Genomic DNA, 22,825 nt, shown 5'->3' on the forward strand with positions numbered 1-22,825 from the left:
CAAGGCATTATGAAATGGCCATGCAGGCGGTCGGCCCAAAACCCCGATAACCGCGAATATGTCGCCCGGGGGCCAATGCTCAGGCCACCGCCCAGGACCTCGGGCTTCGGTGCGGGGCTACAGGGCGAAGACCGCGCAGACGAATAGCAACGGCCATCGCGACCCGTTATGTGGCCTGGAGCGCGTCAAGTAGGAACCAGACCGGCAGAGGTCTGCCGGGCTTTCCCAAGTCAGCCGGACAATACTGGATGCATCGTGGTGCCGGGCGCGCTGACGCCCCAGGAGAGGGCCAAGACGATGGAGCCTGGCGGTTTCCCCATATCCGCCAGGCTCCAGTCTCCCCGTCCGCTAGTCGGGGCGGGAGGCATCCAGGCCGGCAAGCCGTTCGATGATTGCAAGACCGGAGGGGCTGCCGGGCCAGTGGCGGCGCAGCGGCTCGGGGCCGGCGGATCGGATCGCGGAGCGGAGGACGAGCGCGACGATGATCACGTCGTCGGCGTGCCCGATCACGGGCAGGAAGTCCGGCACGAGGTCCAGCGGCAGGAGCAGGTAGGCCACCAGCAGGCCCAGTTTGACCCGCACGCCGGCCGGCACGGTCCGGTCCACCGCCATCCGCCGGAGCACGTGCAGCAGGTCCGGCAGCAGCCGCAGGGCGTCCTTCAGCCCCACCGTTTCCGGGTGGCGCCGGGCCTAGATCCAGATGGTCAGCAGCAGGATCATATAGACCCCGATCAGTCCGGCCAAGATGCCCAGCAGTATTTCCCACCAGTTCACGGTCTGGTGTTCTCCGTTCTTTCGTGGTCGGTGACCGTCAGGCAAACGGGATGCCCCGTTGTGGCGGCGGCTGATGGGCCGGAGGTAGCCGGCCCCGTTCTACTTCGAGACCGCGGCGTCGATGAGCTGTTCGAACTCTTGGAGCGTGGAGGGTGAGATCTGTTCTCCGTCCAGGAAGAACGTGGGGGTGCCGCTGACACCCAGCCCCAAGCCGTCGTTCTTGTCCGTTTCCACCCGGGCGGTGGTGGCAGGGTCTGCCACGGCGGCGTCGTAGGCTGCCATGTCCAGTCCCAGGTCTTTGGCGTAGCCGCGGAAGGTGCCGGCCCGGGATTCCGGGGTGTGTGACCATTCGGTCTGCGTCTCGTACATGCGGTGGTACATGTCCTCGAACTTCCCCTGTTGTGCTGCCGCCTCGACGGCCACCGCCGCAGTGAGCGCGTTGGAGTGTCCCGGGAGGGGGAAGTAGCGGCTGACCACCGTCAGGTTGTCGGCGTGTTTGGCCCGAAGTTCCTCGATGAACGGATAGGCGGCGAGGCAGGATTCGCATTCGAAGTCCAGGAACTCCACGAGAACGGCCTTCTCATCCTTGGCGGTAGACAGGCGGTGGCTGTCTTCGCGCACCACCTCCGCCGCTTCGGCGGCGGTGGCCTGCGATGCCGCGTTGGTCCTGTTGATGAAGACAGTGGCGGCCAGGGCGGCCAGCGTTGCGGCCACGACCAGGGCAATGGCGATCTTGTTGGGCGTGCTGAGAGAAGTCTTCGCCGTCAAGGTCACTTGCTCCCTTCTGCCGGGTCCGGGCAGCAGGAGCAGGCGCCGGGGTTCGGCTTGGCAGTGAGGTTGGGCGCCTGTGCCTGCGGTGCCGACGTCGGAGCCACCGTGCCGGCGGCAGCCGTGGCAGGGGCTTCGTCCTCGACGTGCAGGTGCATTCCGGGGGCGCAGCAGCTGTCCCCGCGCCAGGCTTCCAGGCCTTCCTTGACGGCCACCGCCGCGATGACCAGCGCGGCGATCGGATCAGCCCAGGACCAGCCCAGGGTACTGTTCAGGACCAGGCCCATGAGCAGCACCGCGGACAGGTACGAACACAGCAGGGTCTGCTTGGAATCGGCCACGGCGGAGCGGGATCCCAGTTCACGGCCTGCCCGGCGCTGGGCCCAGGACAGGGCCGGCATGATGGCCAGGCTGGCTGCGGCCAGCACGATGCCCACGGTCGAGTGCTCTGCTTCCCGTCCTCCCAACAGGGAGCGGAGCGCATCGAAGGCCACGAAGGCGGCCAGCGCGAAGAAGGAGAAGGCGATGAACCGCAGCGCCTTCCTCTCCCTCTTCTCCGGGTCGCGGCCGGCGAACTGCCAGGCCACGGCCGCGGCTGAGGAAACTTCGATGACAGAATCCAGGCCGAACCCGATCAGGGCGCTGGAATCGGCCACGGTCCCGGCGGCAAGGGCCACCACCGCCTCAACGACGTTGTATGTGATGGTGGCCGCGACGAACAGCCGGATGCGGCGGGCCAGCACCGCCCTGCGCTGTGGGGAAGCCGCCACAGCGGCATGGGTATGGACCGCCATCAGCAGCACCCCTTCTGCCCGCTGTCCGCGCAGGCCTCCGGATCAACGGCCAGCACCACCCCGAGCAGATCCCCCAAGGCATGGCCCAGGCGCGCGTCCGCCAGTTCGTACCGTGAGCGCCGGCCCTCGGGCACCGAGGCGACCAGGCCGCACCCGCGCAGGCAGGCCAGATGGTTGGACAGGCTTTGCCGGCTGACCCCGATCAGGTCCGCCAGGTCGCTCGGATAAGCCGGGGCCTCCCGCAATGCCAGCAGGATCCTCGCCCGCGTCGGATCCGACAGGGCATACCCGAAGCGGGAGAGTACCGAGGTGTGGGCGGCAGTGTCTGTTTCCATAATCCCAGATTAGTACATCGAATTATGTATTCACAAAATAATGTACTATCTTCTGGATTTCGGCCTGCTGGTCCTTCATGATCTTCTTTGCCAGGGCGATCGCTTCGGGAGATCGCTTCGGGATTGGAGCCAATGGCGGTTTCCTGCTCGGCCATCTTGAAGGCGGTCGGCGGCTGCCGTGACGGAGCCGGTTTGTATGCCCGGTCCCGTCCCATGGTGGGTGCCGTTGAGGATGTGCATCCCGAGGATGCCCGCGATGATGGCGGCCAGACCCAGCAACGCCACCAGGGGATGGCGGAAGGGCAGGGGAACCGCGGCGGTGTGCCGTGCACCGTCGCTCCCACCCTCCAACTTGGTGGCCTGGCCGGGGTCATTTCAGAATATCGGCACTACCTGCAGCGGCCGAATCCCGCTGCAGCCCCAGGAGCGTCGGCCCGACTCGTGCTGCGGCTACCGGGCACCGCTTGGTTCCGGAGCTGGCTCGGTTTTCCTTGTGATTCCGGTGGCTTCTCCGGGTCCGGGCAGGCGCAGGCGCTTGAGCATCAGCGCATTGACGGCGACGATGACACTGGAGCCGGACATGGAGATGGCGGCGATTTCGGGGCTGAGCATGAGGCCGAAGGCCGGGTAGAAGACACCGGCGGCGATGGGCAGGGCGATGACGTTGTAGCCGATGGCCCAGCCCAGGTTCTGGCGCATTTTGCGCAGGGTGCCCTTGCCGATGCGCAGCGCGGTCGGCACATCGAGGGGATCCGAGCGCATCAGGACCACGTCGGCGGTTTCGATGGCCACGTCGGTGCCGGCGCCGATGGCGATGCCCAGATCGGCCCGGGCCAGCGCGGGGGCGTCGTTGACGCCGTCGCCGACCATGGCGACCCGTTTGCCCATCGCCTGCAGTTCGGCAACCTTGGCGGACTTGGCCTCAGGCAGCACCTCGGCGATGACGGTGTCGATGCCCAGCTGGCCGGCGATGCGCCGGGCGGTGGCCTCGTTGTCGCCGGTGAGCATGACGACCTCGATGCCTGCCCCGTGCAGGGCGGCCACGGCGGAGGCGGCCGTGTCGCGGGCGGCGTCGGCCAGGGCGATGACGCCCGCGGCGCGCCCGTCGACGGAGACCAGGACCGCGGTGCGGCCGGTGGATGCCAGCGCCTCGCGCTGCCCTGCCACCGGGGCGATGTCGATGCCCTGGTCCGCCAGCAGCTTGCGGTTGCCGACGAGGACCTGCCGCCCGTTCACGGTGGCCCCGGCGCCGTGTCCGGGCACGTTCCGGAAAGCCGCGGCAACGGCTGCCGGGACGCCGCGGGCGGCGGCGTAGCTGACGACGGCGGCGGCGAGGGGATGCTCGGATTCGCGTTCGACGGCGGCAACAAGTGCCAGCAGTTCGTCCTCGTCGATGCCGAGGGCGATGAAGTCGGTGACCTCGGGTTCACCTCTGGTCAGGGTGCCGGTCTTGTCCATCACGACGGTGTCGATGCGGGCAGAGGTCTCCAGGGCCGTGGCGTTCTTGAACAGCACTCCGCGCCGGGCACCCAGCCCGGTGCCGACCATGATCGCCGTCGGGGTGGCCAGGCCCAGGGCGTCGGGGCAGATGATGACCACGACGGTGATGGCGAACAGAATCGCCTGGGCCACGCCCGCCCCGGCCAGCCACCAGGCCAGGAACGTCGCGGTTCCGCCGACCAGGGCCACCAGCACCAGCCAGAACGCGGCCCGGTCGGCCAGGCGCTGGCCCGGGGCCTTGGAGTTCTGGGCCTCCTGGACCAGTGCGACGATCCGGGCCAAGGCCGTGTCCGCACCGACCCGGGTGGCCCGCACTCGCAGGGTGCCGGTGGTGTTCACCGACGCGCCGATCACCTCCGAGCCGACGGATTTGGATACGGGCAGGCTTTCGCCGGTGACCATGGACTCGTCAATCTCTGACTCTCCGTCCTCCACCACGCCGTCGGTGGGTACCTTCGAGCCCGGGCGCACCAGCATCAGGTCCCCGGGCATCACCTCGGCGGTAGGAACCTCCACGGTCTCCCTGTCGCGGATAACCAGGGCCATGAACGGAGCGAGCTCGAGCAGGGTCCGGACCGCGTCATTGGCCCCGCCCCTGGCCCGCATCTCGAACCAGTGGCCCAGCAGCACGAAGGTGGCCAGCACGGTGGCGGCCTCGTAGAAGACTTCGCCGCCTCCGGTCAGAGTGACGATGAGGCTGTAGAGCCAGCCGGCGCCGACGCCGACGGCGACCAGGACCATCATGTCCAGCGTGCGGGCCTTCAGCGCCCGCCAGGCGCCGTCGAAGAAGATCCAGGCCGAATAGAAGATCACCGGCAGGGACAGGATCAGCGCGAAGACATCGTCGCGCAGGCCGAACGGCGCCGGGACCGTGAAGCCGAGAACCTCCCGGCCGATCGGGGACCACAGGATGATCGGCACCGAAAGGATGGCGGCGACCAGGAACCGGTTCCGCATGTCCCGAACCATGGACTCCATCGACATGCCGTGGCCGTGCCCTCCGTGGCCCATGAGGTCCTGCGCGTCATGAACCGCCGGCATCCCGTGCCCGGCGTGACCGACAGGGGCCTCGTGTCCCGCATGGGTCCTCGTGCCGTGGGTCGGCTCTTGGTGTGCAGGGCCCGCCTCGTGCATCGGGTCGCAGATGTGCTCCGGGACGGACTGGCCGGCACAGTGGTAGCCGCATTCGCGAACCCAGCGGGTGAGGTCGGCCACCGAGGTCTGGTCGGGGTCGAAGGTGACGTTGGCGGTCTGCGCCACCGGGTTCGCCTCGACGCTGAGCACGCCCGGGCGGCGGGACAACACCGACTCGGCGACGGCCTTGGACGAGGCCCAGTAGACGCCCTTTACTTCCATGACCGCGGTTTGAGTTTGCGGATTCATGCGGATTGTTCCTTTCGGACCGGATACTTCCGGTCCTGCCCGCATCCCACCGGATGAGTGGGCCGGGCCATGTGCGTGGCTGGAGGATTTTTGCTGCGCCGTCCTTGGTGCTCCGTCGGGGCCGGGACCTGTTGGAGCGGGAGTAGTTGCGGTGAGGGCGGCAGCGGTGCGGGTTGGCGTGGTGGCGGCCCGCATGCAGCGGACCGCCACCTGGGAGCCGCTAGTTGTTTCCTGCTAGTTTGTAGCCGGCCTCGGCCACCGCTGAGCGGACGGCCTCAGCAGGTACCGGCCCCGTGCTGTGCACCGTGACCGTTGAGGTGCCCCGCGGCACGAGCGAGACCTGGACGTCCCTGACGCCGTCGACTCGGCCGATCGCCCGGGAGACACTGGAGGCGCAGCCCCCGCATGTCATGCCATCTACCAGGTACTCCCTGATGGTGGTGACCGGGGCGGCCGTTTGGATCTGCAGCCCGGCCTGCTGCATCGGCCCGCAGCAGGAACAGCCTGCCGCGCCGGCGGTGTTCAGGGAAGTTTCCGGGGCCGTTGAGCCGCACATGATGATCTCCTCAAAGATGGTTTGTCGATGAAGCGGTGCGGAGGAGCCCTGACGTTCGGAGTCGGGCCTTGTCCGCGTTGCGGGGACCTTCATGGCGTAGGGCCCCATGTGGCCCGAGACGGCACGTTCCGGTAAGAATGAACTTATACCCCTAGGGGGTATAAGTCAAGGGTCGGGCGATGCCTAGGGCGCCAATTTCGTGACGGCCCGGCCGGGAGCCTTCCACGGCGGATATGCTCTGGGCGGGGCGTTTCCTCATTGGTAGGCTGGATGCGATGGCTGATTCGGGCAGGTCCGGCGCCCGTCGCGCAGGGCATTCCAGGATGCTTCGGAGGCTGAAACCTTGGCAAAGCGTCCTGCTGTCCCTTGCGCTGGTCCTGCTGGTGGCCGGCGGCGCTTCCAACTGCCTGACCGGCCATGCCGATGTCGGGCACGCCGAGGGAGCCGGCACTGTGTCAAACCCGCAATCAGCCCAGGCAGGGCCTGAGCCTGCCGCCATCGGTGACCTGCGGGGGATCCCGCCGACGAGTAGCCAGGGGGCGCCGCTGCGGAGCCCGGAGACACCTGGTGATACCCCCAGTTGCTGCCCCATTGCTATTCCCCCGGCGATAAACGAATCGATTCCCGGCCGCCCAGCGGCCCAGAAGGCGGATGCCCCGCGCATCAATCCGGTGTCCACTGGCGTCTGTGGACACTCTTCAGCCCCGCCGGGCCTGCTGATGGATTCGACGGCAGCCGCGGCCCCATCCCTCATCCAACTCTCGATCAGCCGCACGTAGGCGCGGAATCGCAGCGGCGGGAGAACTCCGCCGTCATCCATCAGTCGTGCCGTGGTCGGCGGGCGACATAGCCCGCCCGATTACCTGGGCTTGCTGCCTGGTCTTGCTGCGGATCTGTGCATTCCGGCTCACCTTGTCCTGCAAGCCGAGTTTAAGTTGACGGGTTCATTCCAGGCTGCTGGGCGCCACCCGTCGCATGGTCCCCGTCCTCGGCACTAATCCGCCGGACGAGGGACTGCCTGCACTAAAGGAACTGAGAGGAAAACCTGGTCATGATGTATGGATGGGACGGAGGCTGGGGCGTCGGCGGCTGGATCGCCATGGCCCTGATGATGCTGCTGTTCTGGGGAGGCGTGGTCACGGTGGCGATCCTGCTGATTCGCGGCCCGCGCCACGCCGGCTGGGGCGCTCATGAACAGTCCTGGGACGATGCCGAACGTATTCTCAACGAGCGATTCGCCCGCGGCGAAATCGACGAGCAGGAGCTGAACGCCCGCCGGGCTGCGTTGAGGCGCAGGCCGTGAACAGGATCTCCGGCCGGGCCCAAATCCTGCTGGGCATTGTCGCAACCCTGCTGCTGACCGGCTTGTCGCTGGCCGCGGTTGCCCTGTTTCACGGGGCATCTGGTCCGGGATGGCGCGGGTTTCCGGCGGCTGGTGGGTGCAGCATCCCGAACCTTCCGGGCACGGTCGTCAACGTGGCCACCATGGACATGGCGGGCCGCATGATGGGAGGCGGGATAATGGGCGGCGGCATGCGTCTGGCGGCTGACCGCGCCACCGTGGCGCACGGTGAGGTGACCTTCCTGGTCACCAACGTCGGCCAAATCAGTCACGAGATGGTGATCCTGCCGCTGTCCGGCACCCGGGCTGCCGGTACGCGGCCGATCGGCGGAGACGGGCAGGTCGATGAGGCCGGCAGCCTTGGCGAGGCATCGGCCACCTGTGCCGAAGGCGAAGGCCAGGGGATCCTGCCCCGGACCGCGGCATGGGTGACGGTCAACCTGCCGGCCGGCCGCTACGAACTCGTATGCAACCTTCCCGGCCATTACCAGGCTGGAATGTACACGCAGCTCACCGTCACCTGACGTCATCTGGAGGGCGGTCGGAAGCTCAGTCGCAAGGGCGCGCCCGGCGGACCAAGAGCGGGGCCGAGTGGCAGACGTGGCATGTCTATCCGCAGACCCCGCGAAGCGTCACAACCCGCAGCGTAGTCCGGGCGGCACGGTGAAGGCCCTGCAAATCCGGCCCGCCGCCCGGAGTGGCTTGATGACGAGGAACTCGAGCTAGGTAACCTCGCGTCGGGCCCGCAGGCTTCTGAATGTAGTCTGACGCCGTCCCGGCTTTCGGATCGGGCACAACGTTCCTGAAGCGGACGGCCAAAGGTCCCACCCTCTTGTCCACGGTGGGGCCTCTGGCCGTCCCCAAGGCCGGGTGCTGTTGTATGGTGCCGGCCCGCAATACAAATCATATGGATGTGGCGTTATTGCCTGCGGCACCTTTGCGCCACCTGTGAAGACTCTCCCATATCCCTGAAAAGCCTTGCCGCCCGGCCGTCCGCCCGGGAACACTGGAGGCACCTGTTAGGGCCACGCCTTCCGGTGTCCGGCAGACGTCGGAGGGGTCCGGGCTGAACCTGACCCCTGGGCCGGCTTCCCTCCGCACCGTGGTGGCCGTTGCTTTGGTCGGATTCGGCGCCACGCTGAACACTTGTAACAAAGCCCCCAGTCCTGAAGTTCCCCAGCCAAAGCAAGGTCGGGGTCCCAACGAGCGATCCAGTGGACCAGACCCTTGTGCGTTTTGGGCCAGGCCTGCTAATCCGGGGTCGCATGAAAGAAGGTGCCGGTGCGTATCGTCTCCCTTTGCCTCGTCCTCCTGGCCGCACTAACCGGTTGCTCGAGTCCGGGAGGGGGCAACCCCGCCACCTCTCCGCCGGCATCTCCATCGGTCGTCCAGTCGGCCGACCCGCCGACCGCTCCGTCAGCCTCTGCGTCGGCGAACACCTCCGTGCAAACCGTCGATCCGAACACTGCGACGACCGAGGAGCTGACCGCAGCACTGCAGTCGGCCGGGGTGGATAACCCCGAGAAGTGGGCCGACGAGGTCCAGGAGTACGGCCCCTACACGGCCGAGAACCTCGAGCCCACGCTTACCCAGGAGCTCGGCAAGTATGGCATCTCCCAGGATCAGCTGAGCAGGGTGCTCAGTGCCCTCAAGGTGGAGTGAGCGTTGTGGTGAGCACCGTGGGAACCCGCTCCGACGCGGTGAAGCTGGTCAACCTCTATCGCCGTCTCCTGACGTGGCTGGGCGTTAGCACCGCCCTCGGGGCCTGCGCCGAGCTAGCGATGCTGCGCCACTGGCAGGGCCCGGGCCAGCTCGTGCCGTGGGCGGTCCTGGCCGTGCTGCTTCTCGCCGCGGCGGCATGGCTGGTGCGGCGCTCCGCGGCAACCGCGCGGGTCCTGCAAGGGACCGCGGTGTTAGCCGCACTGGGCAGTGCGTTTGGTGTCTACGAACATGTCGGCGCGAACCTGGACGCCGGTCCGCTCAGCGGTCACTATGCCGGCAAGTGGGAGTCGATGTCGGCGGTGTCGCAGCTGTGGGCGGCCGCCACCGGGTCCGTTGGCGCCTCCCCGGTGCTCGCGCCGGGCATGGTCGGACTGGCGGGCGTGCTGCTATGGCTCGCCGCTTTCCGCTGGGTTCCCGGGAATCGACAGCCCTAGAGCTGGCAGTGTACTGACCATCGGGGCGAGTCCGCGGCCGCATGGGCGGCATCCCGGACGGCCAGTGATGATCCAAAGACCGACGTGACAGTCTACCGTGCCCCTGCCGGGTGCGATGCCGACTGGAGCGAAGCTGTAGAATCACCGGCAGGGCTGGCTCTGGCCATCCGCGCGGTGTACACCGCAGTCCAGCACGCCGAGAAGGAGCAGCTGGAGGCGCTGCTCATCAGTGAGGTAATGGTACTCATCGTACGCATGGTCGCAGCACGCAATATCGACATCGAAGGCGACCTTCTCCGTGCCGTCGGCCGCGGCTGGGGCTCAGGAAAGAGCTCCGAACCTACCAAGAATCGAACCTCAGCATTGATTCCAGCGGTCGGTTCATCCCGCGGCAGAAATCCCGAATCGCGGGCTTTGGGCTTGAGGCAAGCCGGGGCAAGGCTTGTCTGCACGCGGTCCGCCACCTCGTCAGATCCAACAATTACGAGCGGCTAGCCCCGATGCGACGCCGTAGGCAGCATCCCTGACAATGACCTAACAGAGCTGGTACCGGCGAGGCTCCCCGAGGGAACGAAGGACGGGAAGGCTGACAGGTCTAGGGCCGGGGACGCGCCGGAGCCACGGGCCTAACGTGCGCTTGCGGGAACCCAGCTGTACAGGGTCGGGACGGACCCAGGTTGGCTGCGACCTCTTTCGCCGACATGCCCTGGGCCCAGGAGCTTTCTGGCGGCGGCCATCTTGCTGGCGGTCATCAGCCTCTTGCGGGCGCCTACACGCCCTTGTTCCCTGGCTGCCGCCAGCCCCGCCTGGGTACGTTCGATCATGAGTTCGCGTTCCAGTTGGGCCAGGGACGCCATGACGTGGAAGAAGAACCGCCCGGACGCAGCGGCGGTATCGATGGATTCGGTCAGGCTAACGAATCCGATGCCCCTGCGGCCGAGCTCGCACACGAAATGGATAAGATCTTTGACGTTGCGTCCGAGGCCGTCGAGTTTCCACACCACGAGAGTGTCACCCTCACGCAGACTGCTGCAGGCCCGGCCTTTGGTCACGGCCTGAACTACAACCCATGCCTATCATCGGCAGCGGGATTGGGGCCTCATGCCACGTGCACGGATCGAATGCGGCGGCGGATGGGCCCCGGTTTGATCGCCCGTGCCCACCGTGGATGGCCAGGTTGAAGCGGACGAGACTGCTGGCTCGCTAAAGTCCTGGCGGGAATCGGTAGCACGACAGGGGCCAGGACCGCGGCATTCCGGCAGCCAGCGGGGTCGTGGAGGATACGCTCGGATTGAAGTATCGGAAGCTCCAGCCGTGAGCGGCGAACGGCCTCAGCTGATTCTGCGGCGGTAGATAGCGGTCGCGATCGCATAGGCGGCGACGAGGATGCCGACCAGCCAGGCGAGGGCGATCCAGATGTCATCGCCGACGGGTTGCCGGGTGAAGAGGGCACGGATGGCGTTCACGATGGAGGTCACGGGTTGGTTCTCGGCAAACCATGCGACTGGTGCGGGCATCGAACTGGTGGGCACGAACGCTGAGCTGATGAAGGGCAGGAAGATCAGCGGATAGCTGAACGCGCTTGCGCCGTCGACGGTCTTCGCCGAGAGCCCGGCGATCACGGCGATCCAAGTCAGTGCGAGGGTAAACAGGACCAGGATGCCGGCGACGGCGAGCCAGCCGGCCACGGATGCTCCGGTGCGGAACCCCATGATCAGGGCGACGCCGGTGACGATCGCGACCGAAGCCAGGTTTGCGGCCAGGGAGGTGAGCACGTGCGCCCAGAGCACGCTCGACCTTGCGATCGGCATGGACTGGAAGCGTTCGAAGATACCGCCCTGCAGGTCGAGGAACAGCCGGTACGCCGTGTAAGCGATGCCGGATGCGATCGTGATGAGCAGGATGCCGGGCAGTAGGTAGTTGACGTACGACTGGTTGGATCCGGTGTTGATCGCGCCGCCGAGCACATACACGAACAACAGCATCAGCGCGACCGGGGTGACCGCAGTGGTGATGATCGTGTCGGGGCTGCGGAGGATGTGGCGCAGCGAGCGGCTAGTGAGGACGCCGGTGTCGCCGAGCAGGAGGGAAGTCATCGGAGTTCCTTTCGTGCCGCGACCTTGTCGTCGACGCGGTCAGCGTCGGCGGTGCCGGCCTCACCGGCTTCAGAGACGAGGGCGATGAAGACCTCCTCCAGGGAGGGCTGCTTCTCGACGTAGTCGACCTTGGCGGGCGGAAGGAGTTGCTTGAGTTCGGCAAGGGTGCCGTCCTGGATGATCTTGCCCCGGTGCAGGATCGCGATCCTGTCGGCGAGCTGCTCGGCCTCGTCAAGGTACTGCGTCGTGAGCAGCACGGTCGTGCCGCCATCGGCGAGTTGCTTGATGGTCTGCCACACCTCGACCCGTGCCTGGGGGTCGAGCCCCGTTGTCGGTTCGTCAAGGAAGACGACCGGTGGGTTCCCGATCAGGCTCATCGCGATGTCGAGCCGGCGTCGCATGCCACCCGAGTACGTCGATGCCTTGCGGTTGCCAGCTTCAGTGAGCGAGAAGCGGATGAGGAGGTCATCGGCGATCGCAGCCGGGCTCTTCAGGTGACGAAGCCTGGCGACCAACATCAGGTTCTCTCGACCCGTGAGCACTTCATCGACCGCGGCGAACTGGCCGGTGAGGCTGATCGACTCGCGCACCTTGCCGGGCTCGGTTCCGACGTCGAAGCCGCGCACTGTGGCGGTGCCCGAATCGGCCTTCAGCAGCGTCGACAAGATCCGCACCAACGTCGTCTTGCCCGCACCATTCGAGCCAAGCAGCGCAAAGATACTTCCCGCTTCCACCTCAAGGTCAACGCCCCGCAGCACGTGCAGGTCCTTGAAGGACTTCCCGATGCCCTGCACTCGGATGGCGGGTTCGAGGGCCTGGCCGGTGGTCATTTCTGCTCCTTCCGCTCCGCATCCTCGATCGCTTTGGTCAGGCGGGCACGCTCCTTGTCGATCCACTGCTTGCCGGTGTAGGCCTGCGCAAACGTCTCGGCGAACTCGACCGGATCATCGCCCACGATCTCGCGCACCGGCGTGCCGTCGGCGGCGGCGCGCTCCCACAGGTCGGCCAAGTCGCCGAACATTGTGATGAGGGTCTCTCCGTCGGTGATGCCTCCGTAGTACATGAAGTACCGGTGCAGCGCTTTCGCAGCACTTCCGTACGGCTCCGGGAGGGAATCGATGCGGGTCTTGTCCTGCTTGTATTGCTTCTTCTGCTCGAGCGATCCGGTGAGGGTCTCGATCCACTTTGCTGCCATGATTACTCTCTTTCATCATGCGGGTGTTCGACATGGTGGTGGAGCTGTTCGATCCGTTCCGCGAGGAAGTTCCAGGCCCTCCAGAACTCTTCGAGGTACTCGTGGCCCAGCGCGTTGATCGAGTAGACCTTGCGCGGGGGCCCTTTCTCGGAGGGGACCTTCGCCACGTCCACAAATCCGCGCTGCTCGATCCTGATCAGCAGCGCATAGACGGTGCCTTCGACGATGTCGGAGAAGCCCTGCTCCCGCAGCCGCGCCGTGATCTCGTACCCGTATGCCGGCTGCACGGCCAGGATCGCGAGAACGATGCCCTCGAGCGTGCCCTTGAGCATCTCGGTCATCTGCTTAGCCATGGAACCCTTCCCGAACCTACCTAGCCTTACTAAGTACCACTAGATAGTAGCACTGAATAGCTGTGGGACAAGGGGTCAATCGGGTTCGGTCTGGATTCAGTCGCGCCGGCTCACACCCCACGTCAATTGGTTTCCATAAGACCGGGCCCGCGAACGAGCACGGCGCGAGTGACGGCTCGGCCGGAGGAAAGTGGCTCACCTATGTGGTGATGAGCGGATTCGTTAGGAATGCATTTCGGTCCTGCTCGATCACAACACCAGTCTGCGCGTCGTTCAGAGGTAACACACTGCGTCGCGGGCAAGGACAGTGCCTGCTGCAACGTCCTGGCTATGACGGGTCAGAGGAAGTATTTCATCCAGTCCAATTTCCAGGTCCTGAGGGACGCGGCGGGCGGACCGGTTGGCGACTCGATGAGCCCCGGGTCATCCGGTTTGGGTGAAGCACCGGCCGGCGACGCGGCCTAGGGTCGGGGCATGGGACTATTACGGCACAGGCATGACGAACCCACCGGCGCGCGGTTTCAGATGCGCGAGAAACTGCTGTCGATCGGGGATGACTTCTGGATTGAGGACGACCAGGGCCAACGCGCCTTCAAGGTCAATGGCAAGGCGGTTCGGGTCCGGGACACATTCGTTCTGGAAGACGCCTCGGGAAACGAGGTGGCGAGCATCCAGGAGCGCAAGTTCTCGGTCCGGGACAAGTTTGCCATCGAGCGCGGGGGTGACACCGCAGCGACTGTCCACAAGGCGCTGATCGGGCTCCGGGATCGCTTCTCCATCGATGTGAAGGACGGCGATGATATGAAGGCGCACGGGAACATCGTCGACCACGAGTACGAGATCGAGCGCAATGGCCACACCGTCGCCACGATCTCCAAGAAATGGTTCCGCGTGCGTGAATCCTACGGCGTCGAAGTCGTGCAAGGCGAGGACGTCCCGCTCATCCTTGCGATCACCGTCGCCATCGACTCGTTGGCCTAGCCTGTTCAGGCAACCCCACCCAGGAACCGACCCCGATTCCGGCTGGCCGCGACCTGCGATCCTCGATTCGATCCCTCCTCGGAATCCCTTCGATTTCGCGAAGGGGCAGCAGAGTCCGGCAGGATCGTTAAGTCTGCGGGAAGCTGCGCCTGTCGCCCAGACACCCGCCCGCACCCGGATCCCGGCATCATGTTGGGTCCGGGGTATCGCTTTCCCTTGGTGCCTGGCCCGTCACTCAGGTACCGGTGCCCACGGCTGTCTGGAGTCCGGTCGGGCGCGGCAGGCGCCGCCGCCCTTAAATGTCGGAGGCCGCCGCTACACTCACGCCCAACAGGTTCCGTAGCGCAACCGGGGCGGAGGGACGGATGCCAAGGGTTCGGATCGAGTACGGCGGCAGTTGGGACGCCGCCGCCGTCGAGCAGGTGCTCGGCGTGCCGCCGCTGGCGGTCCCGGTGGTCCGTTCGCCGGTGCTCAGCGTGGACGGGTTGGTCGAACCGGATGCGACGGCGTGGCTGGCCGAGGTTTATGCCCGCACCGACGGCACCAAGACGGCCAAGTCCCACGCCGAAAGCCTGCAGCGCTTCGCCTCGTTCCTGCTCGAACACGGCACCACCCTGCGCGGGGCACGCCACGGCCACATCGTGGAGTACGTGCGGCACCGCACCGAGGACGCCGCCACCCGGGTCGCGGGCGCGACCTGGCAGCGGGACCGGACCGCGATCAAGCAGTTCTACGAATGGCTTCGTGACGCGCACGGCACGGCCCTGCCGTTCACCCTCGATCTGGTGCCCACGCCGGGCGGTCCGGTGGAGTCGATGCGCGAGGGCCGCGGCATTCCGGCCGCCGGCGCGCCCGGCACCCCGCTGGAACCACCGCAGATCCCTCAGCTGCTGGCCGCGGCGCAGCGCGCCACTGCCTCCTGGGCGCCTGGCGTACCCAGTCCAGCCGGTGCCCGGGACGCCGCGTTCATCGCGCTCGGCCTGGCCTGCGGTGCCCGGGCGGACACCCTGGCGCACCTGACCATCTACGAGCTGCCGGACCCGTCCTTGCCAGGGGAGTTGGTCGAGATGTACCTGCCCGGAGCCGTCAGCAAGGGCCGCCGCGAGGTCCGGCTCCGGGCCTTCCGGCGACATCTGGACCTGGTCTACGATTACCTGCACCCGGAGCGCGGAGCCCGCCGGCTGCTGCTGAAGGACTGGCTGCCGCCGGACCCGATCCAAGCGGCGAAACCGCCTGTGCCCGGCTCCCGGGAAATCTTCGACACGGCCGGCACCAGGTACCGGTTCAACAGCATGACCGCCGCAGAGCGCCGGCGCCTGCTCACCCCCGACGGCGAGCCGGCCATGCTGTTCCTGTCCGCGCGCGACGGCGCGCCGCTGTCCTACAGTGCCGCCGAAGAGCTGACCGCCGACGTGTCCCGGGCGGCCGAAGCCGCCGCCCGGGCCCGCGGCGCCTACTTCCCCCACGTCCATACGCACGACCTGCGGCACACCTACGCCACCCACCTGGCCGCGCTCTACCTGATCGGCGCGGCGGACCAGGACATGCCCGGCGGGCATCCGGTGGACGCGCGCGGCGCCGTCGGTCTGGCCGCCACCGGGCTGGGCCACCTGGACGCCCAGACCACGGCGGTCTACATCCGGCAGGTTGGCAGCATGGCCCGCCGGTACGGCGCCGCCGACTTCCTCGGACGGACCAGAACCGACCCGGCCCCGGAGAGCCGGGCTGCACAGCAGGAGGACCCTTGAACAGCAACCGGGAACTTGCCGAAGCCATCACGGACGCCCTGGCCGGCGGTGCGCTGCCGGTGCCGCTCCAAGCGCTGGTCGCCGGCACACTGATGTGCGCCCGCGGCGGTGCCCCGACCCGGCTGGGCATGGCCAAGGTGGGCGGCTACTCCAACGGCAGTTCTCAGACGCACTATGCGGACCTGCTCGCGGCCATCATCGACCGGCTGCCCGCCGCGGTGGCAGCCATGGCCGATGACGTCGACCCGGTCCCGGCCGCACGGCTCGCCGCGGAAGTCCGACGGCGCGACGAGACCATCGCGGCGCTGCGCCGCCAAGTGAGGGCGCTCGCCAGGAGCCGGGAACAGGTACGGCGGTATGCCCTGGCACTGCATGAACGCCTCCGTGCCGTGGAGGCTCAGGCGGGGGAGGAAGCCATCGGTTAGGGGGATCCGCTGCGGGTCGCGTCGTCCCGGAGCGGTGGGACAGGGATGCTTTCCGACAGATGGGTGATGGGGTGGGGGAGGTAGCGCTAGGCGACTTGGTGGCGAGGGCCTTGGGATCGGTTGCTGGTCATGGCGGCCAGGGCGGCCCCGGCGGCCAGGACCCCGTCGACCACGGGAAGGCCGAGCCGGCGGCTCAGTTCGCCGGCCACACCCATGCTGCTCAGGCCGGTACAGGCCAGCAGGATGACATCGGCAGCTGCCGCTGCCAGCCGCTCGCCCGCGGCCAGTGTTTCGAATACGCCGGTGGGCGTGAGCAGCTCCGGCGAGACGCTGACACTTGGCGGTGATTCGACGGCAGCAAGGTGGTCCCCGAGAACTGCCGCCACCGCGGCCGGAGCATCGTGCCTGATGCCCAGAACCCCAACCCTTGAGCCGATGGCCAGCGCGGCGGCCGCGCCGGCACTGCCGGCTCCCGCCACCGGAATGCTGGCGGCTTCCCGGGCCTCGGCAAGTCCGGGATCTTCGGCGCAGCTGATGATGATGCCGTCGACGTGCGGTGCCAGTTGGCTGGCAGCGGTGCGGACCCGGGGGACCGCACGGGACAAAGATTCGACGTCGTGGACCCCGTCAGGCTGGCCTGGAATCGGGACCGACTGGACGCTGAACCCATAGGCAGCCTGCAGCGCATGCCCGTGGGTATGGAGCAGGGAACGGTTGGAAGTGGTCAAGGTGCGGATCAGCCCAATGCGTTTCATCTGGAAATCCTTAGCGGTGCAGGAGTCGGGGCAGATTCGTTGGGTTTGGCTGGTGGGGAACATCCCTACCGCGATCCATCCTGCCCGGTGGTCGTTGCAGGCAGGTTTCCCCGAGGTTATTTCCCCGCGGCCGGCCCGGACCCGCACCGCTATGCCCGGCAGCAGGTGCTACGTGCATGCCTTACTTATCCGGCGCGGCAGCCGACAGTAGGGGACAGCGGCTCATTGGAAGAGCCTTATTTATCACCAGGACGGGCGCAATGATCGTTGTCACACGGCTGAACGAGAGCCGGTTTGCGGTCAACCCTGACCTGATCGAACGCATCCACGCCAGCCCTGACACCACTTTGGTCATGGTGGACGGCGCCAAGTACATCGTCACCGAGACGATGGAAGAGGTCATCGAGATGATCGCCGGCTACCGCGCCTATGTGCTGAACCTCGCCCGCGAGATGCCCGCCTATCAGCACGGCCATCCGCAGCTCGGCCTCGTGCCGCCGGCCGACGGGCAGGCAGGCGAGCCCGGAACCGCCGGCAATACCGTGCCCCTGCGCCCAAGGAACAAGTAATGGATTTAGCCATCATCGTCGGAGTGGTCCTGGCATTCGGGGCCCTGTTCGCCATGCTCACCCTCGAAGGTTCCCACCTGACGGCCATCCTGCTGCCGGCGCCGATGATCCTGGTCTTTGGCGCCACCATCGCCGTCGGTCTGGCCGGTGGCACGATGAAGGACTTCATCCAGGCCTTCAAAGCCGTCCCGAAGGCGATCAAGGGCAAGGTAGTCCCGCCGCAGGAAGTGATCGACAAGGTCGTGTCAATGGCTGAAAAGGCCCGCAGCGAAGGCCTGCTGGCCCTTGACCAGGAGGCCACCGAGACAGAAGACCCGTTCCTGCGCCGTGCCCTGCAGAACATTGCCGACGGTACGGACGGGGACGAGCTGCGGATGATGCTGGAGGATGAAATCGCCACCAAGTCGCAGGAGGACCGCATCGCCTCCAAGTTCTTCCAGAGTCTGGGCGGCTACGCACCGACCGTGGGCATTATCGGCACCGTGGTGTCGCTGACCCACGTGCTGGAAAACCTTTCGACGCCCGAGCATCTGGGGCCGATGATCGCCGCAGCGTTTGTGGCCACCTTGTGGGGCCTGCTTAGTGCGAACTTCCTCTGGCTGCCGCTGGCCGCCCGGTTGCGCCGGATCTCGGAACTCGAAGTGGACCGGATGACGCTGCTGATGGAGGGCATGCTGGCGGTCCAGGCCGGCAGCCAGCCTCGCCTGCTGGGCGAGCGCCTGCGTGCCATGGTGCCGGCACGGGACCTGCCGCCGGTTGATTCCGCCCCCGCTGCCGCGGCATGAGCAGGAGTCGCCGCCGTCGTTCCGGGTATGAGGAGGAGGAACACCCGGACGAACGCTGGATGGCCTCCTACATGGACATGGTCACGGTGCTGATGTGCATGTTCATTGTGCTCTTCGCCATGTCCACGGTGGACGCGAACAAGTTCGCGAAGCTGGCCAACTCCCTGGCCACCGGGTTCGGCTCGGTTCAGAGCCAGAAAGTGGATACCGCCGAAGGTGTGGTGGTGCCGCCGGAGCTGGCCAACGCCCAGGGTGAGGGTTTTGCCGACATGGAGGTCGCCCTGTGGGAGGTGGAGGACCTGACCGCACTGCAGGACAAGATCGCCACCGGGCTGCACGCGCAGGGGCTGGAGGATGCGGCCCGCTTCGAGCTGGACGAGCGCGGTCTGACCATCAGGCTGGTCGGCAGCGAGTCCTTTTTCCGGCCCGACGACGCGGCCCTGACCGCCCGGACCACCCGGGTGCTCAACGTGGTGGGGCCGGTCCTGAAGCCGGTGCATTATGAGCTGAAGGTCGAGGGGCATACCGCCCAGGTGCGGGACTTCGATCCGCGTGCCACGGACTGGGAGCTGTCCTCGGACCGGGCCGTCAACGTGCTGCGCCATCTCGTGGAAAACTCCGGGGTCGCCATGTCGCACATTTCCGCGGTGGGCTTCGGCGAGTCCCGGCCGTTGAAGACCTCCGGCTCGAAGGCGGACCTGGCGGCGAACCGGCGGGTGGACATCGTGGTGCTCTCCGGGCAGCCGGAGACGGTGCGTGCCCTGATCCCCGAAGTGGCGAAGGACCCGGCGGCCGCGCTGCGCAAGATCCAGCAGACCCGGGCCAAGCAGGCCGCTTCGGCGGAAACCGGCAGCGCCCAACCTGCCGGGGAGGGCAGTCAAGAGGAGTCCGCCGGCCACTGAGCTCCGCTGGGACAGGGCATTGACTCTGCAGCAGCCGAGGTGTCGGGGGATTGAGTGTGCGCCACAGCCATGTTTGGCGGCCCATACATGGCTGTGGCGCACACTGGGTGGAGGGCCGGGTCCGGTGCGCCCTGAATGAAGTTTGGCCGGAAGGTCCTAACATCGCCGAACCGGCTGCCGATAGTGCAGGCTGTGACGGTCCAGGATCATGTGCAATCCAGCGTGCCCGCGAAGCCTGCCCCGACAGTCGAGGTGTATGACTTCCGCCGGCCCACGACGCTGGCGCGCGAGCATTCGCGTGTGCTGGAGCTGGCTTTCGAGACGTTCGCCCGCCAGTGGGGTACCCAGTTGACCGCCAAGGTCCGGGTGATTTCCCAGGTCACCTCCGAACAGGTCCTGATGCAGACCTACGACGACTACGCCGCCTCCCTGCCGCCCACCACGGCCATGGTGCTGTGTGCGCTGGAGGACATCACCGGCAAGGCTGTCATCCAGTTTCCCGCCTCCGCCGCCCTGACCTGGGTCGCCCACATGCTGGGCGGCAACGGCAGTGACACGATCCCCGAGCGCAAGTTCACCCAGGTGGAGCAGGCCCTGATCAAGCGCCTGATGGAAGACGCGCTGGAGGACCTGCGCTACTCGCTCGGTTCGCTGCTGACCACCCCGATCGGCCTGGACTCGATCCACTACAACTCCCAGTTCGCCCAGGCCGCCGCCACCAACGACCTGATGATCGTGGCCACGTTCGAAATCCGCGTGGGGGACAATGTCGCCCCGGCCACCGTGGCCTTCCCCGCGGAGGTGCTGCTCGCCCAGCTGCGGGACGCCTTCCCGATGAGCAACACCGCCAATGCGCGCAGCCTGATCGAGGCCCACCTGGCCCAGCTGCCGGTGGATGTGTCCCTGCAGTTCGCGCCCATCCAGGTCACGCCCCGGGATGTCCTGGGCCTGGCCGTCGGTGATGTGCTGCCGCTGCCTCATCCGCAGCACCGCCCGCTCGATGTGGCCATCGGCGGGCAGCCGCTGGCCCATGCGGCAGTGGGCGCCAACGGTTCCCGCCTGGCCGGCGTCATTGTCACTACCGAGGAGAACGCCCGATGAATTCCACCCAGACTCTGCAGGCCGCCGCGGCGGACGCGCTCCTGGGCTTGCTGCCCAGCACCAGCCCGCTGTACGCCATGGCCTATCCCGACGGCGCGACACTGACCGCGCGGGTGACCCGCGCCGTCGTCTCCTCCTTCGTCGGCGAGGTCTCCGCCGACGTCGCCGTGATGCTCGAGGACACCTCGGCGCTGGCCCTGGCCGCCGGCAGCGAGTCGGCGCTGGTCTCCACCTCGGACCTGCTGCGTCCGGCGCTGGAGGCAGCTACCGCGGTGCTCGGCACCGGAGTGCTCGGCGAAACCCGGGTGGACAACGCCGCCCAGCTGTTCGCCGATCCTGCTGCGGGTGTCTTCAAGCTGGCCAGCGACGACGGCCAGGCCGCCGGCTGGTTCGCGATCCGGGTGCGGGAAAACCGTGCCGGCCGCTTCGGCGCCGGCGGCGACGTGGTGGGCAAGCTCGGGCGCATCAACAATGTGGAAATGGCCCTGACCGTGGAGATCGGACGCACCCGGATGTCGGTGCGGGACGTGCTCGGCCTCGAGCCCGGCGCGGTGATCGAACTGGACCGCTCCGCCGGCGCGCCCGCGGACGTGCTGCTCAACGGCCGGCTGATCGCCCATGGTGAGGTGGTGGTGGTGGACCAGGACTACGCGGTGCGTATTACCAAGATCCTCGACGTGGCCGAAGGCCTTAACTAAGTGGACACCTTTGTCCTGGCACTGCGGGTCCTGCTCTCGCTGGCCGTGGTGCTCGGACTGCTGTGGGTTTTGCAGCGGCGGTTTTCCCGCGGGGCTGCCGGCAGCTCCGGTGACGTTGAGCTGACCGTGCTCTCCCGGCGCAACGTCAGCCCCAAGGCTTCCGTCGTCGTGGTCGAAACGGACGGCAAGCGTTTCCTGCTCGGGGTGACCGAGCAGTCGGTGAATGTCCTGCACACTTCCGATGCGCCCGAGCCCGCCCCCGCCGAGGAGCCCGCCGGCGCAGCCGCCTTCGCCCGGTCGCTGGAAGCGGCGGATACCCACGACGGCGCTGCGCCGGATACGGTCCCGGCACCTGCGCTGTATCCGGTGCCGGGCGACCGCCGGGCCCGGCACCGGCCCCCGTCGCCGCTGGCCGGATCCATTCTGTCGCCGGACACCTGGAAGCAGACCGCGGCCGCGTTGCGCCAGGTCAGCCAGAAATGACAGTACCCAACACCCCGGCCCGGGCTGTGTCCGGCCGGGCCGCACGGCTGGGACTGGCCGTGCTGTTCGCCATCTTCCTGGCCGCCGTCCTGCTACTGGCCGGCAGCGCCGCGGCGCACGCATCGCCGATCGCTCCGGTGGACCCGGCCAATCCCACGGACCCCACAGCACCGGGGAGCGGCGGGCTCTCGGTGGAGATCAACGGCCCGGACGGCACGCCCTCCAGCGCCGTCGTCACCCTGCTGGGCATCACGCTGCTCGCGGTGGCACCGGCGCTGCTGCTGATGATGACCTCGTTCACCAAGATCTTCGTGGTGCTGGCGATGACCCGGAACGCGCTCTCGCTGCCATCGATCCCGCCGAACCAGGTGCTCGCCGGCCTGGCGCTGTTCCTGTCCCTGTTCATCATGTGGCCGGTGGTCACCGAGGTGAACAACCTGGGGGTGCAGCCGTATCTCGAGGGCAAGATAGATTTCGGCGCAGCACTGGAGGCCGCCTCGGGGCCGCTGCAGCACTTCATGCTCGCGCACACCCGCGAGGAGGATCTGGCCCTGATGACCCGGGCCGCCGGCCTGGACAATCCTGCCGACCCGCAGGACGTGCCGCTGCAGACGCTGATTCCGGCCTTTATGATCTCCGAGCTCCGGGCAGCCTTCATCATCGGTTTCGTCATCTTTGTCCCGTTCCTGGTCATCGACCTGGTGGTCTCGGCGGCGTTGATGTCCATGGGCATGATGATGCTGCCGCCGGTCATGATCTCGCTGCCGTTCAAGATCCTGCTGTTCGTGCTGGTGGACGGCTGGGGCCTGATCATCACCGCACTGATCTCCAGCTACCAGGGCGGCGGCTGATGGATACCAGTGCCGTCCTGGACATCGGACTGCAGGGGCTATTCGTCGCCGCCAAACTGTCAGCGCCCATATTGCTGACGGCGCTGGTGGTGGGCTTTGCCGTATCCCTGGTCCAGTCCATGACCCAGATCCAGGAAGTCACGCTCTCCTTCGTGCCCAAGGCGATCGCCGTAGCGGTGGCCCTGCTGATCTGCGGGCACTGGATGATCACCGAGATGGTCGGGTTCACGCACGACCTATTCGACAAGCTGCCCGCGCTGCTGGGCGGCGGCTGA

General features: G+C 67.1%; 27 protein-coding genes. 15 read left to right on the top strand and 12 right to left on the bottom strand.

All coding sequences use genetic code 11. The annotated features are described in order from the left end of the window. Positions 1–348: 348 nt before the first annotated feature. The 6 genes from LVY72_RS06895 to LVY72_RS06920 form a co-directional block, all read right to left on the bottom strand. The gene (locus LVY72_RS06895) at positions 349–669 is read right to left on the bottom strand and encodes a DUF1232 domain-containing protein (RefSeq protein WP_237819053.1); all 321 of its coding nucleotides are present in this window, start codon (positions 667–669) and stop codon (positions 349–351) included. A gap of 204 nt (positions 670–873) precedes the next feature. Beyond that, entirely contained in the window at positions 874–1,548 is a 675-nt protein-coding gene (locus LVY72_RS06900) for a DsbA family protein (protein ID WP_372463679.1), read from the bottom strand. Then, complete coding sequence (locus LVY72_RS06905; RefSeq protein WP_237819056.1) at positions 1,545–2,336, bottom strand: cation efflux transmembrane domain-containing protein; 792 nt, start codon at positions 2,334–2,336, stop codon at positions 1,545–1,547. Before LVY72_RS06905 ends, LVY72_RS06900 begins: the two co-directional genes overlap by 4 nt. Then, on the bottom strand, positions 2,336–2,671 hold the full coding sequence (locus LVY72_RS06910; RefSeq protein ID WP_237819058.1) for an ArsR/SmtB family transcription factor: 336 nt from the start codon (positions 2,669–2,671) through the stop codon (positions 2,336–2,338). The genes LVY72_RS06905 and LVY72_RS06910 overlap by 1 nt, the downstream gene beginning before the upstream one ends. Before the next feature lie 450 nt (positions 2,672–3,121). Then, positions 3,122–5,554, bottom strand: a complete 2,433-nt coding sequence (locus LVY72_RS06915) for a heavy metal translocating P-type ATPase (RefSeq protein WP_237819060.1) — start codon at positions 5,552–5,554, stop codon at positions 3,122–3,124. A 220-nt stretch (positions 5,555–5,774) separates the two neighbouring features. After that, entirely contained in the window at positions 5,775–6,110 is a 336-nt protein-coding gene (locus LVY72_RS06920; protein ID WP_237819062.1) for a heavy-metal-associated domain-containing protein, read from the bottom strand. Positions 6,111–7,161: 1,051 nt separating this feature from the next. On the opposite strand from LVY72_RS06920, the gene LVY72_RS06925 reads away from it, so the two are divergent. The 4 genes from LVY72_RS06925 to LVY72_RS06940 all read left to right on the top strand — a co-directional run bounded on the left by LVY72_RS06925 (position 7,162) and on the right by LVY72_RS06940 (position 9,608). Continuing rightward, the gene (locus LVY72_RS06925; protein WP_237819065.1) at positions 7,162–7,413 is read left to right on the top strand and encodes an SHOCT domain-containing protein; all 252 of its coding nucleotides are present in this window, start codon (positions 7,162–7,164) and stop codon (positions 7,411–7,413) included. Next, a complete protein-coding gene (locus LVY72_RS06930; RefSeq protein WP_237819067.1) occupies positions 7,410–7,976 on the top strand; it encodes a sulfocyanin-like copper-binding protein in 567 nt (188 codons plus the stop codon). The genes LVY72_RS06925 and LVY72_RS06930 overlap by 4 nt, the downstream gene beginning before the upstream one ends. A gap of 919 nt (positions 7,977–8,895) precedes the next feature. Then, the gene (locus tag LVY72_RS06935; protein ID WP_237819069.1) at positions 8,896–9,114 is read left to right on the top strand and encodes a hypothetical protein; all 219 of its coding nucleotides are present in this window, start codon (positions 8,896–8,898) and stop codon (positions 9,112–9,114) included. After that, complete coding sequence (locus tag LVY72_RS06940) at positions 9,111–9,608, top strand: hypothetical protein (protein ID WP_237819071.1); 498 nt, start codon at positions 9,111–9,113, stop codon at positions 9,606–9,608. Before LVY72_RS06935 ends, LVY72_RS06940 begins: the two co-directional genes overlap by 4 nt. Positions 9,609–10,234: 626 nt before the next feature. Here the strand turns inward: LVY72_RS06940 and LVY72_RS24595 are convergent. From LVY72_RS24595 to LVY72_RS06965, 5 genes are all read right to left on the bottom strand, one after another. Beyond that, entirely contained in the window at positions 10,235–10,660 is a 426-nt protein-coding gene (locus LVY72_RS24595) for a recombinase family protein (protein WP_308190708.1), read from the bottom strand. A 279-nt stretch (positions 10,661–10,939) separates the two neighbouring features. Beyond that, complete coding sequence (locus LVY72_RS06950; RefSeq protein WP_237819073.1) at positions 10,940–11,704, bottom strand: ABC transporter permease; 765 nt, start codon at positions 11,702–11,704, stop codon at positions 10,940–10,942. Beyond that, on the bottom strand, positions 11,701–12,534 hold the full coding sequence (locus LVY72_RS06955) for an ABC transporter ATP-binding protein (protein WP_237819075.1): 834 nt from the start codon (positions 12,532–12,534) through the stop codon (positions 11,701–11,703). Before LVY72_RS06955 ends, LVY72_RS06950 begins: the two co-directional genes overlap by 4 nt. Then, positions 12,531–12,899, bottom strand: a complete 369-nt coding sequence (locus tag LVY72_RS06960; RefSeq protein WP_237819077.1) for a DUF1048 domain-containing protein — start codon at positions 12,897–12,899, stop codon at positions 12,531–12,533. Before LVY72_RS06960 ends, LVY72_RS06955 begins: the two co-directional genes overlap by 4 nt. A 2-nt stretch (positions 12,900–12,901) precedes the next feature. Beyond that, positions 12,902–13,252, bottom strand: coding sequence for a PadR family transcriptional regulator (locus tag LVY72_RS06965; protein WP_237819079.1), 351 nt, complete (start codon positions 13,250–13,252; stop codon positions 12,902–12,904). Between the two features lie 474 nt (positions 13,253–13,726). Between LVY72_RS06965 and LVY72_RS06970 the strand changes: the two genes are divergently transcribed. The 3 genes from LVY72_RS06970 (at position 13,727) to LVY72_RS06980 (ending at position 16,406) form a co-directional block, all read left to right on the top strand. Next, complete coding sequence (locus LVY72_RS06970) at positions 13,727–14,233, top strand: LURP-one-related/scramblase family protein (RefSeq protein WP_237819082.1); 507 nt, start codon at positions 13,727–13,729, stop codon at positions 14,231–14,233. A 365-nt stretch (positions 14,234–14,598) separates the two neighbouring features. Next, complete coding sequence (locus LVY72_RS06975) at positions 14,599–15,981, top strand: site-specific integrase (RefSeq protein WP_237819083.1); 1,383 nt, start codon at positions 14,599–14,601, stop codon at positions 15,979–15,981. After that, positions 15,978–16,406, top strand: coding sequence for a hypothetical protein (locus LVY72_RS06980; protein ID WP_237819085.1), 429 nt, complete (start codon positions 15,978–15,980; stop codon positions 16,404–16,406). Before LVY72_RS06975 ends, LVY72_RS06980 begins: the two co-directional genes overlap by 4 nt. 86 nt (positions 16,407–16,492) lie before the next feature. Here LVY72_RS06980 and LVY72_RS06985 read toward each other — a convergent pair whose 3' ends face one another. Beyond that, the gene (locus LVY72_RS06985) at positions 16,493–17,161 is read right to left on the bottom strand and encodes an aspartate/glutamate racemase family protein (RefSeq protein WP_237819087.1); all 669 of its coding nucleotides are present in this window, start codon (positions 17,159–17,161) and stop codon (positions 16,493–16,495) included. A 260-nt stretch (positions 17,162–17,421) separates the two neighbouring features. On the opposite strand from LVY72_RS06985, the gene LVY72_RS06990 reads away from it, so the two are divergent. The 8 genes from LVY72_RS06990 (at position 17,422) to fliQ (ending at position 22,825) form a co-directional block, all read left to right on the top strand. After that, the gene (locus LVY72_RS06990; protein ID WP_237819089.1) at positions 17,422–17,730 is read left to right on the top strand and encodes a flagellar FlbD family protein; all 309 of its coding nucleotides are present in this window, start codon (positions 17,422–17,424) and stop codon (positions 17,728–17,730) included. Next, positions 17,730–18,515 carry a motility protein A gene (locus LVY72_RS06995; protein WP_237819091.1) on the top strand — a complete coding sequence of 262 codons (786 nt, stop codon included), beginning with the start codon at positions 17,730–17,732 and terminating at the stop codon, positions 18,513–18,515. Before LVY72_RS06990 ends, LVY72_RS06995 begins: the two co-directional genes overlap by 1 nt. Beyond that, entirely contained in the window at positions 18,512–19,417 is a 906-nt protein-coding gene (locus tag LVY72_RS07000; protein WP_237819092.1) for an OmpA/MotB family protein, read from the top strand. The genes LVY72_RS06995 and LVY72_RS07000 overlap by 4 nt, the downstream gene beginning before the upstream one ends. 192 nt (positions 19,418–19,609) lie before the next feature. Then, positions 19,610–20,518, top strand: a complete 909-nt coding sequence (locus tag LVY72_RS07005) for a flagellar motor switch protein FliM (protein ID WP_237819094.1) — start codon at positions 19,610–19,612, stop codon at positions 20,516–20,518. Next, a complete protein-coding gene (gene fliN, locus LVY72_RS07010; protein ID WP_237819096.1) occupies positions 20,515–21,216 on the top strand; it encodes a flagellar motor switch protein FliN in 702 nt (233 codons plus the stop codon). The genes LVY72_RS07005 and fliN overlap by 4 nt, the downstream gene beginning before the upstream one ends. Continuing rightward, positions 21,217–21,699 (top strand): flagellar biosynthetic protein FliO, encoded by a 483-nt coding sequence (fliO, locus tag LVY72_RS07015; protein WP_237819098.1) that lies wholly within the window; start codon positions 21,217–21,219, stop codon positions 21,697–21,699. Then, positions 21,696–22,550: a flagellar type III secretion system pore protein FliP gene (gene fliP / locus LVY72_RS07020; protein WP_237819100.1), complete on the top strand. Its 855-nt coding sequence runs from the start codon at positions 21,696–21,698 to the stop codon at positions 22,548–22,550. Before fliO ends, fliP begins: the two co-directional genes overlap by 4 nt. Next, positions 22,550–22,825 (top strand): flagellar biosynthesis protein FliQ, encoded by a 276-nt coding sequence (fliQ, locus tag LVY72_RS07025; RefSeq protein ID WP_237819102.1) that lies wholly within the window; start codon positions 22,550–22,552, stop codon positions 22,823–22,825. The genes fliP and fliQ overlap by 1 nt, the downstream gene beginning before the upstream one ends.

The sequence above is a fragment of the Arthrobacter hankyongi genome, assembly GCF_022012395.1.
Taxonomy (GTDB): domain Bacteria; phylum Actinomycetota; class Actinomycetes; order Actinomycetales; family Micrococcaceae; genus Crystallibacter; species Crystallibacter hankyongi.

Bases quoted from the DNA above. Each gene is read 5' to 3' on its own strand.
- LVY72_RS06975 (WP_237819083.1), top strand. From the start codon at position 14,599: ATGCCAAGGGTTCGGATCGAGTACGGCGGCAGTTGGGACGCCGCCGCC.
- LVY72_RS06915 (WP_237819060.1), bottom strand. From the start codon at position 5,554: ATGAATCCGCAAACTCAAACCGCGGTCATGGAAGTAAAGGGCGTCTAC.
- LVY72_RS06955 (WP_237819075.1), bottom strand. From the start codon at position 12,534: ATGACCACCGGCCAGGCCCTCGAACCCGCCATCCGAGTGCAGGGCATC.
- LVY72_RS06950 (WP_237819073.1), bottom strand. From the start codon at position 11,704: ATGACTTCCCTCCTGCTCGGCGACACCGGCGTCCTCACTAGCCGCTCG.
- LVY72_RS07000 (WP_237819092.1), top strand. From the start codon at position 18,512: ATGAGCAGGAGTCGCCGCCGTCGTTCCGGGTATGAGGAGGAGGAACAC.
- fliQ (WP_237819102.1), top strand. From the start codon at position 22,550: ATGGATACCAGTGCCGTCCTGGACATCGGACTGCAGGGGCTATTCGTC.
- LVY72_RS06925 (WP_237819065.1), top strand. From the start codon at position 7,162: ATGATGTATGGATGGGACGGAGGCTGGGGCGTCGGCGGCTGGATCGCC.
- LVY72_RS06905 (WP_237819056.1), bottom strand. From the start codon at position 2,336: ATGGCGGTCCATACCCATGCCGCTGTGGCGGCTTCCCCACAGCGCAGG.
- LVY72_RS06960 (WP_237819077.1), bottom strand. From the start codon at position 12,899: ATGGCAGCAAAGTGGATCGAGACCCTCACCGGATCGCTCGAGCAGAAG.
- fliP (WP_237819100.1), top strand. From the start codon at position 21,696: ATGACAGTACCCAACACCCCGGCCCGGGCTGTGTCCGGCCGGGCCGCA.
- LVY72_RS06995 (WP_237819091.1), top strand. From the start codon at position 17,730: ATGGATTTAGCCATCATCGTCGGAGTGGTCCTGGCATTCGGGGCCCTG.
- LVY72_RS06965 (WP_237819079.1), bottom strand. From the start codon at position 13,252: ATGGCTAAGCAGATGACCGAGATGCTCAAGGGCACGCTCGAGGGCATC.
- LVY72_RS06985 (WP_237819087.1), bottom strand. From the start codon at position 17,161: ATGAAACGCATTGGGCTGATCCGCACCTTGACCACTTCCAACCGTTCC.
- LVY72_RS06910 (WP_237819058.1), bottom strand. From the start codon at position 2,671: ATGGAAACAGACACTGCCGCCCACACCTCGGTACTCTCCCGCTTCGGG.
- LVY72_RS06920 (WP_237819062.1), bottom strand. From the start codon at position 6,110: ATGTGCGGCTCAACGGCCCCGGAAACTTCCCTGAACACCGCCGGCGCG.
- fliN (WP_237819096.1), top strand. From the start codon at position 20,515: ATGAATTCCACCCAGACTCTGCAGGCCGCCGCGGCGGACGCGCTCCTG.
- LVY72_RS06990 (WP_237819089.1), top strand. From the start codon at position 17,422: ATGATCGTTGTCACACGGCTGAACGAGAGCCGGTTTGCGGTCAACCCT.
- LVY72_RS06970 (WP_237819082.1), top strand. From the start codon at position 13,727: ATGGGACTATTACGGCACAGGCATGACGAACCCACCGGCGCGCGGTTT.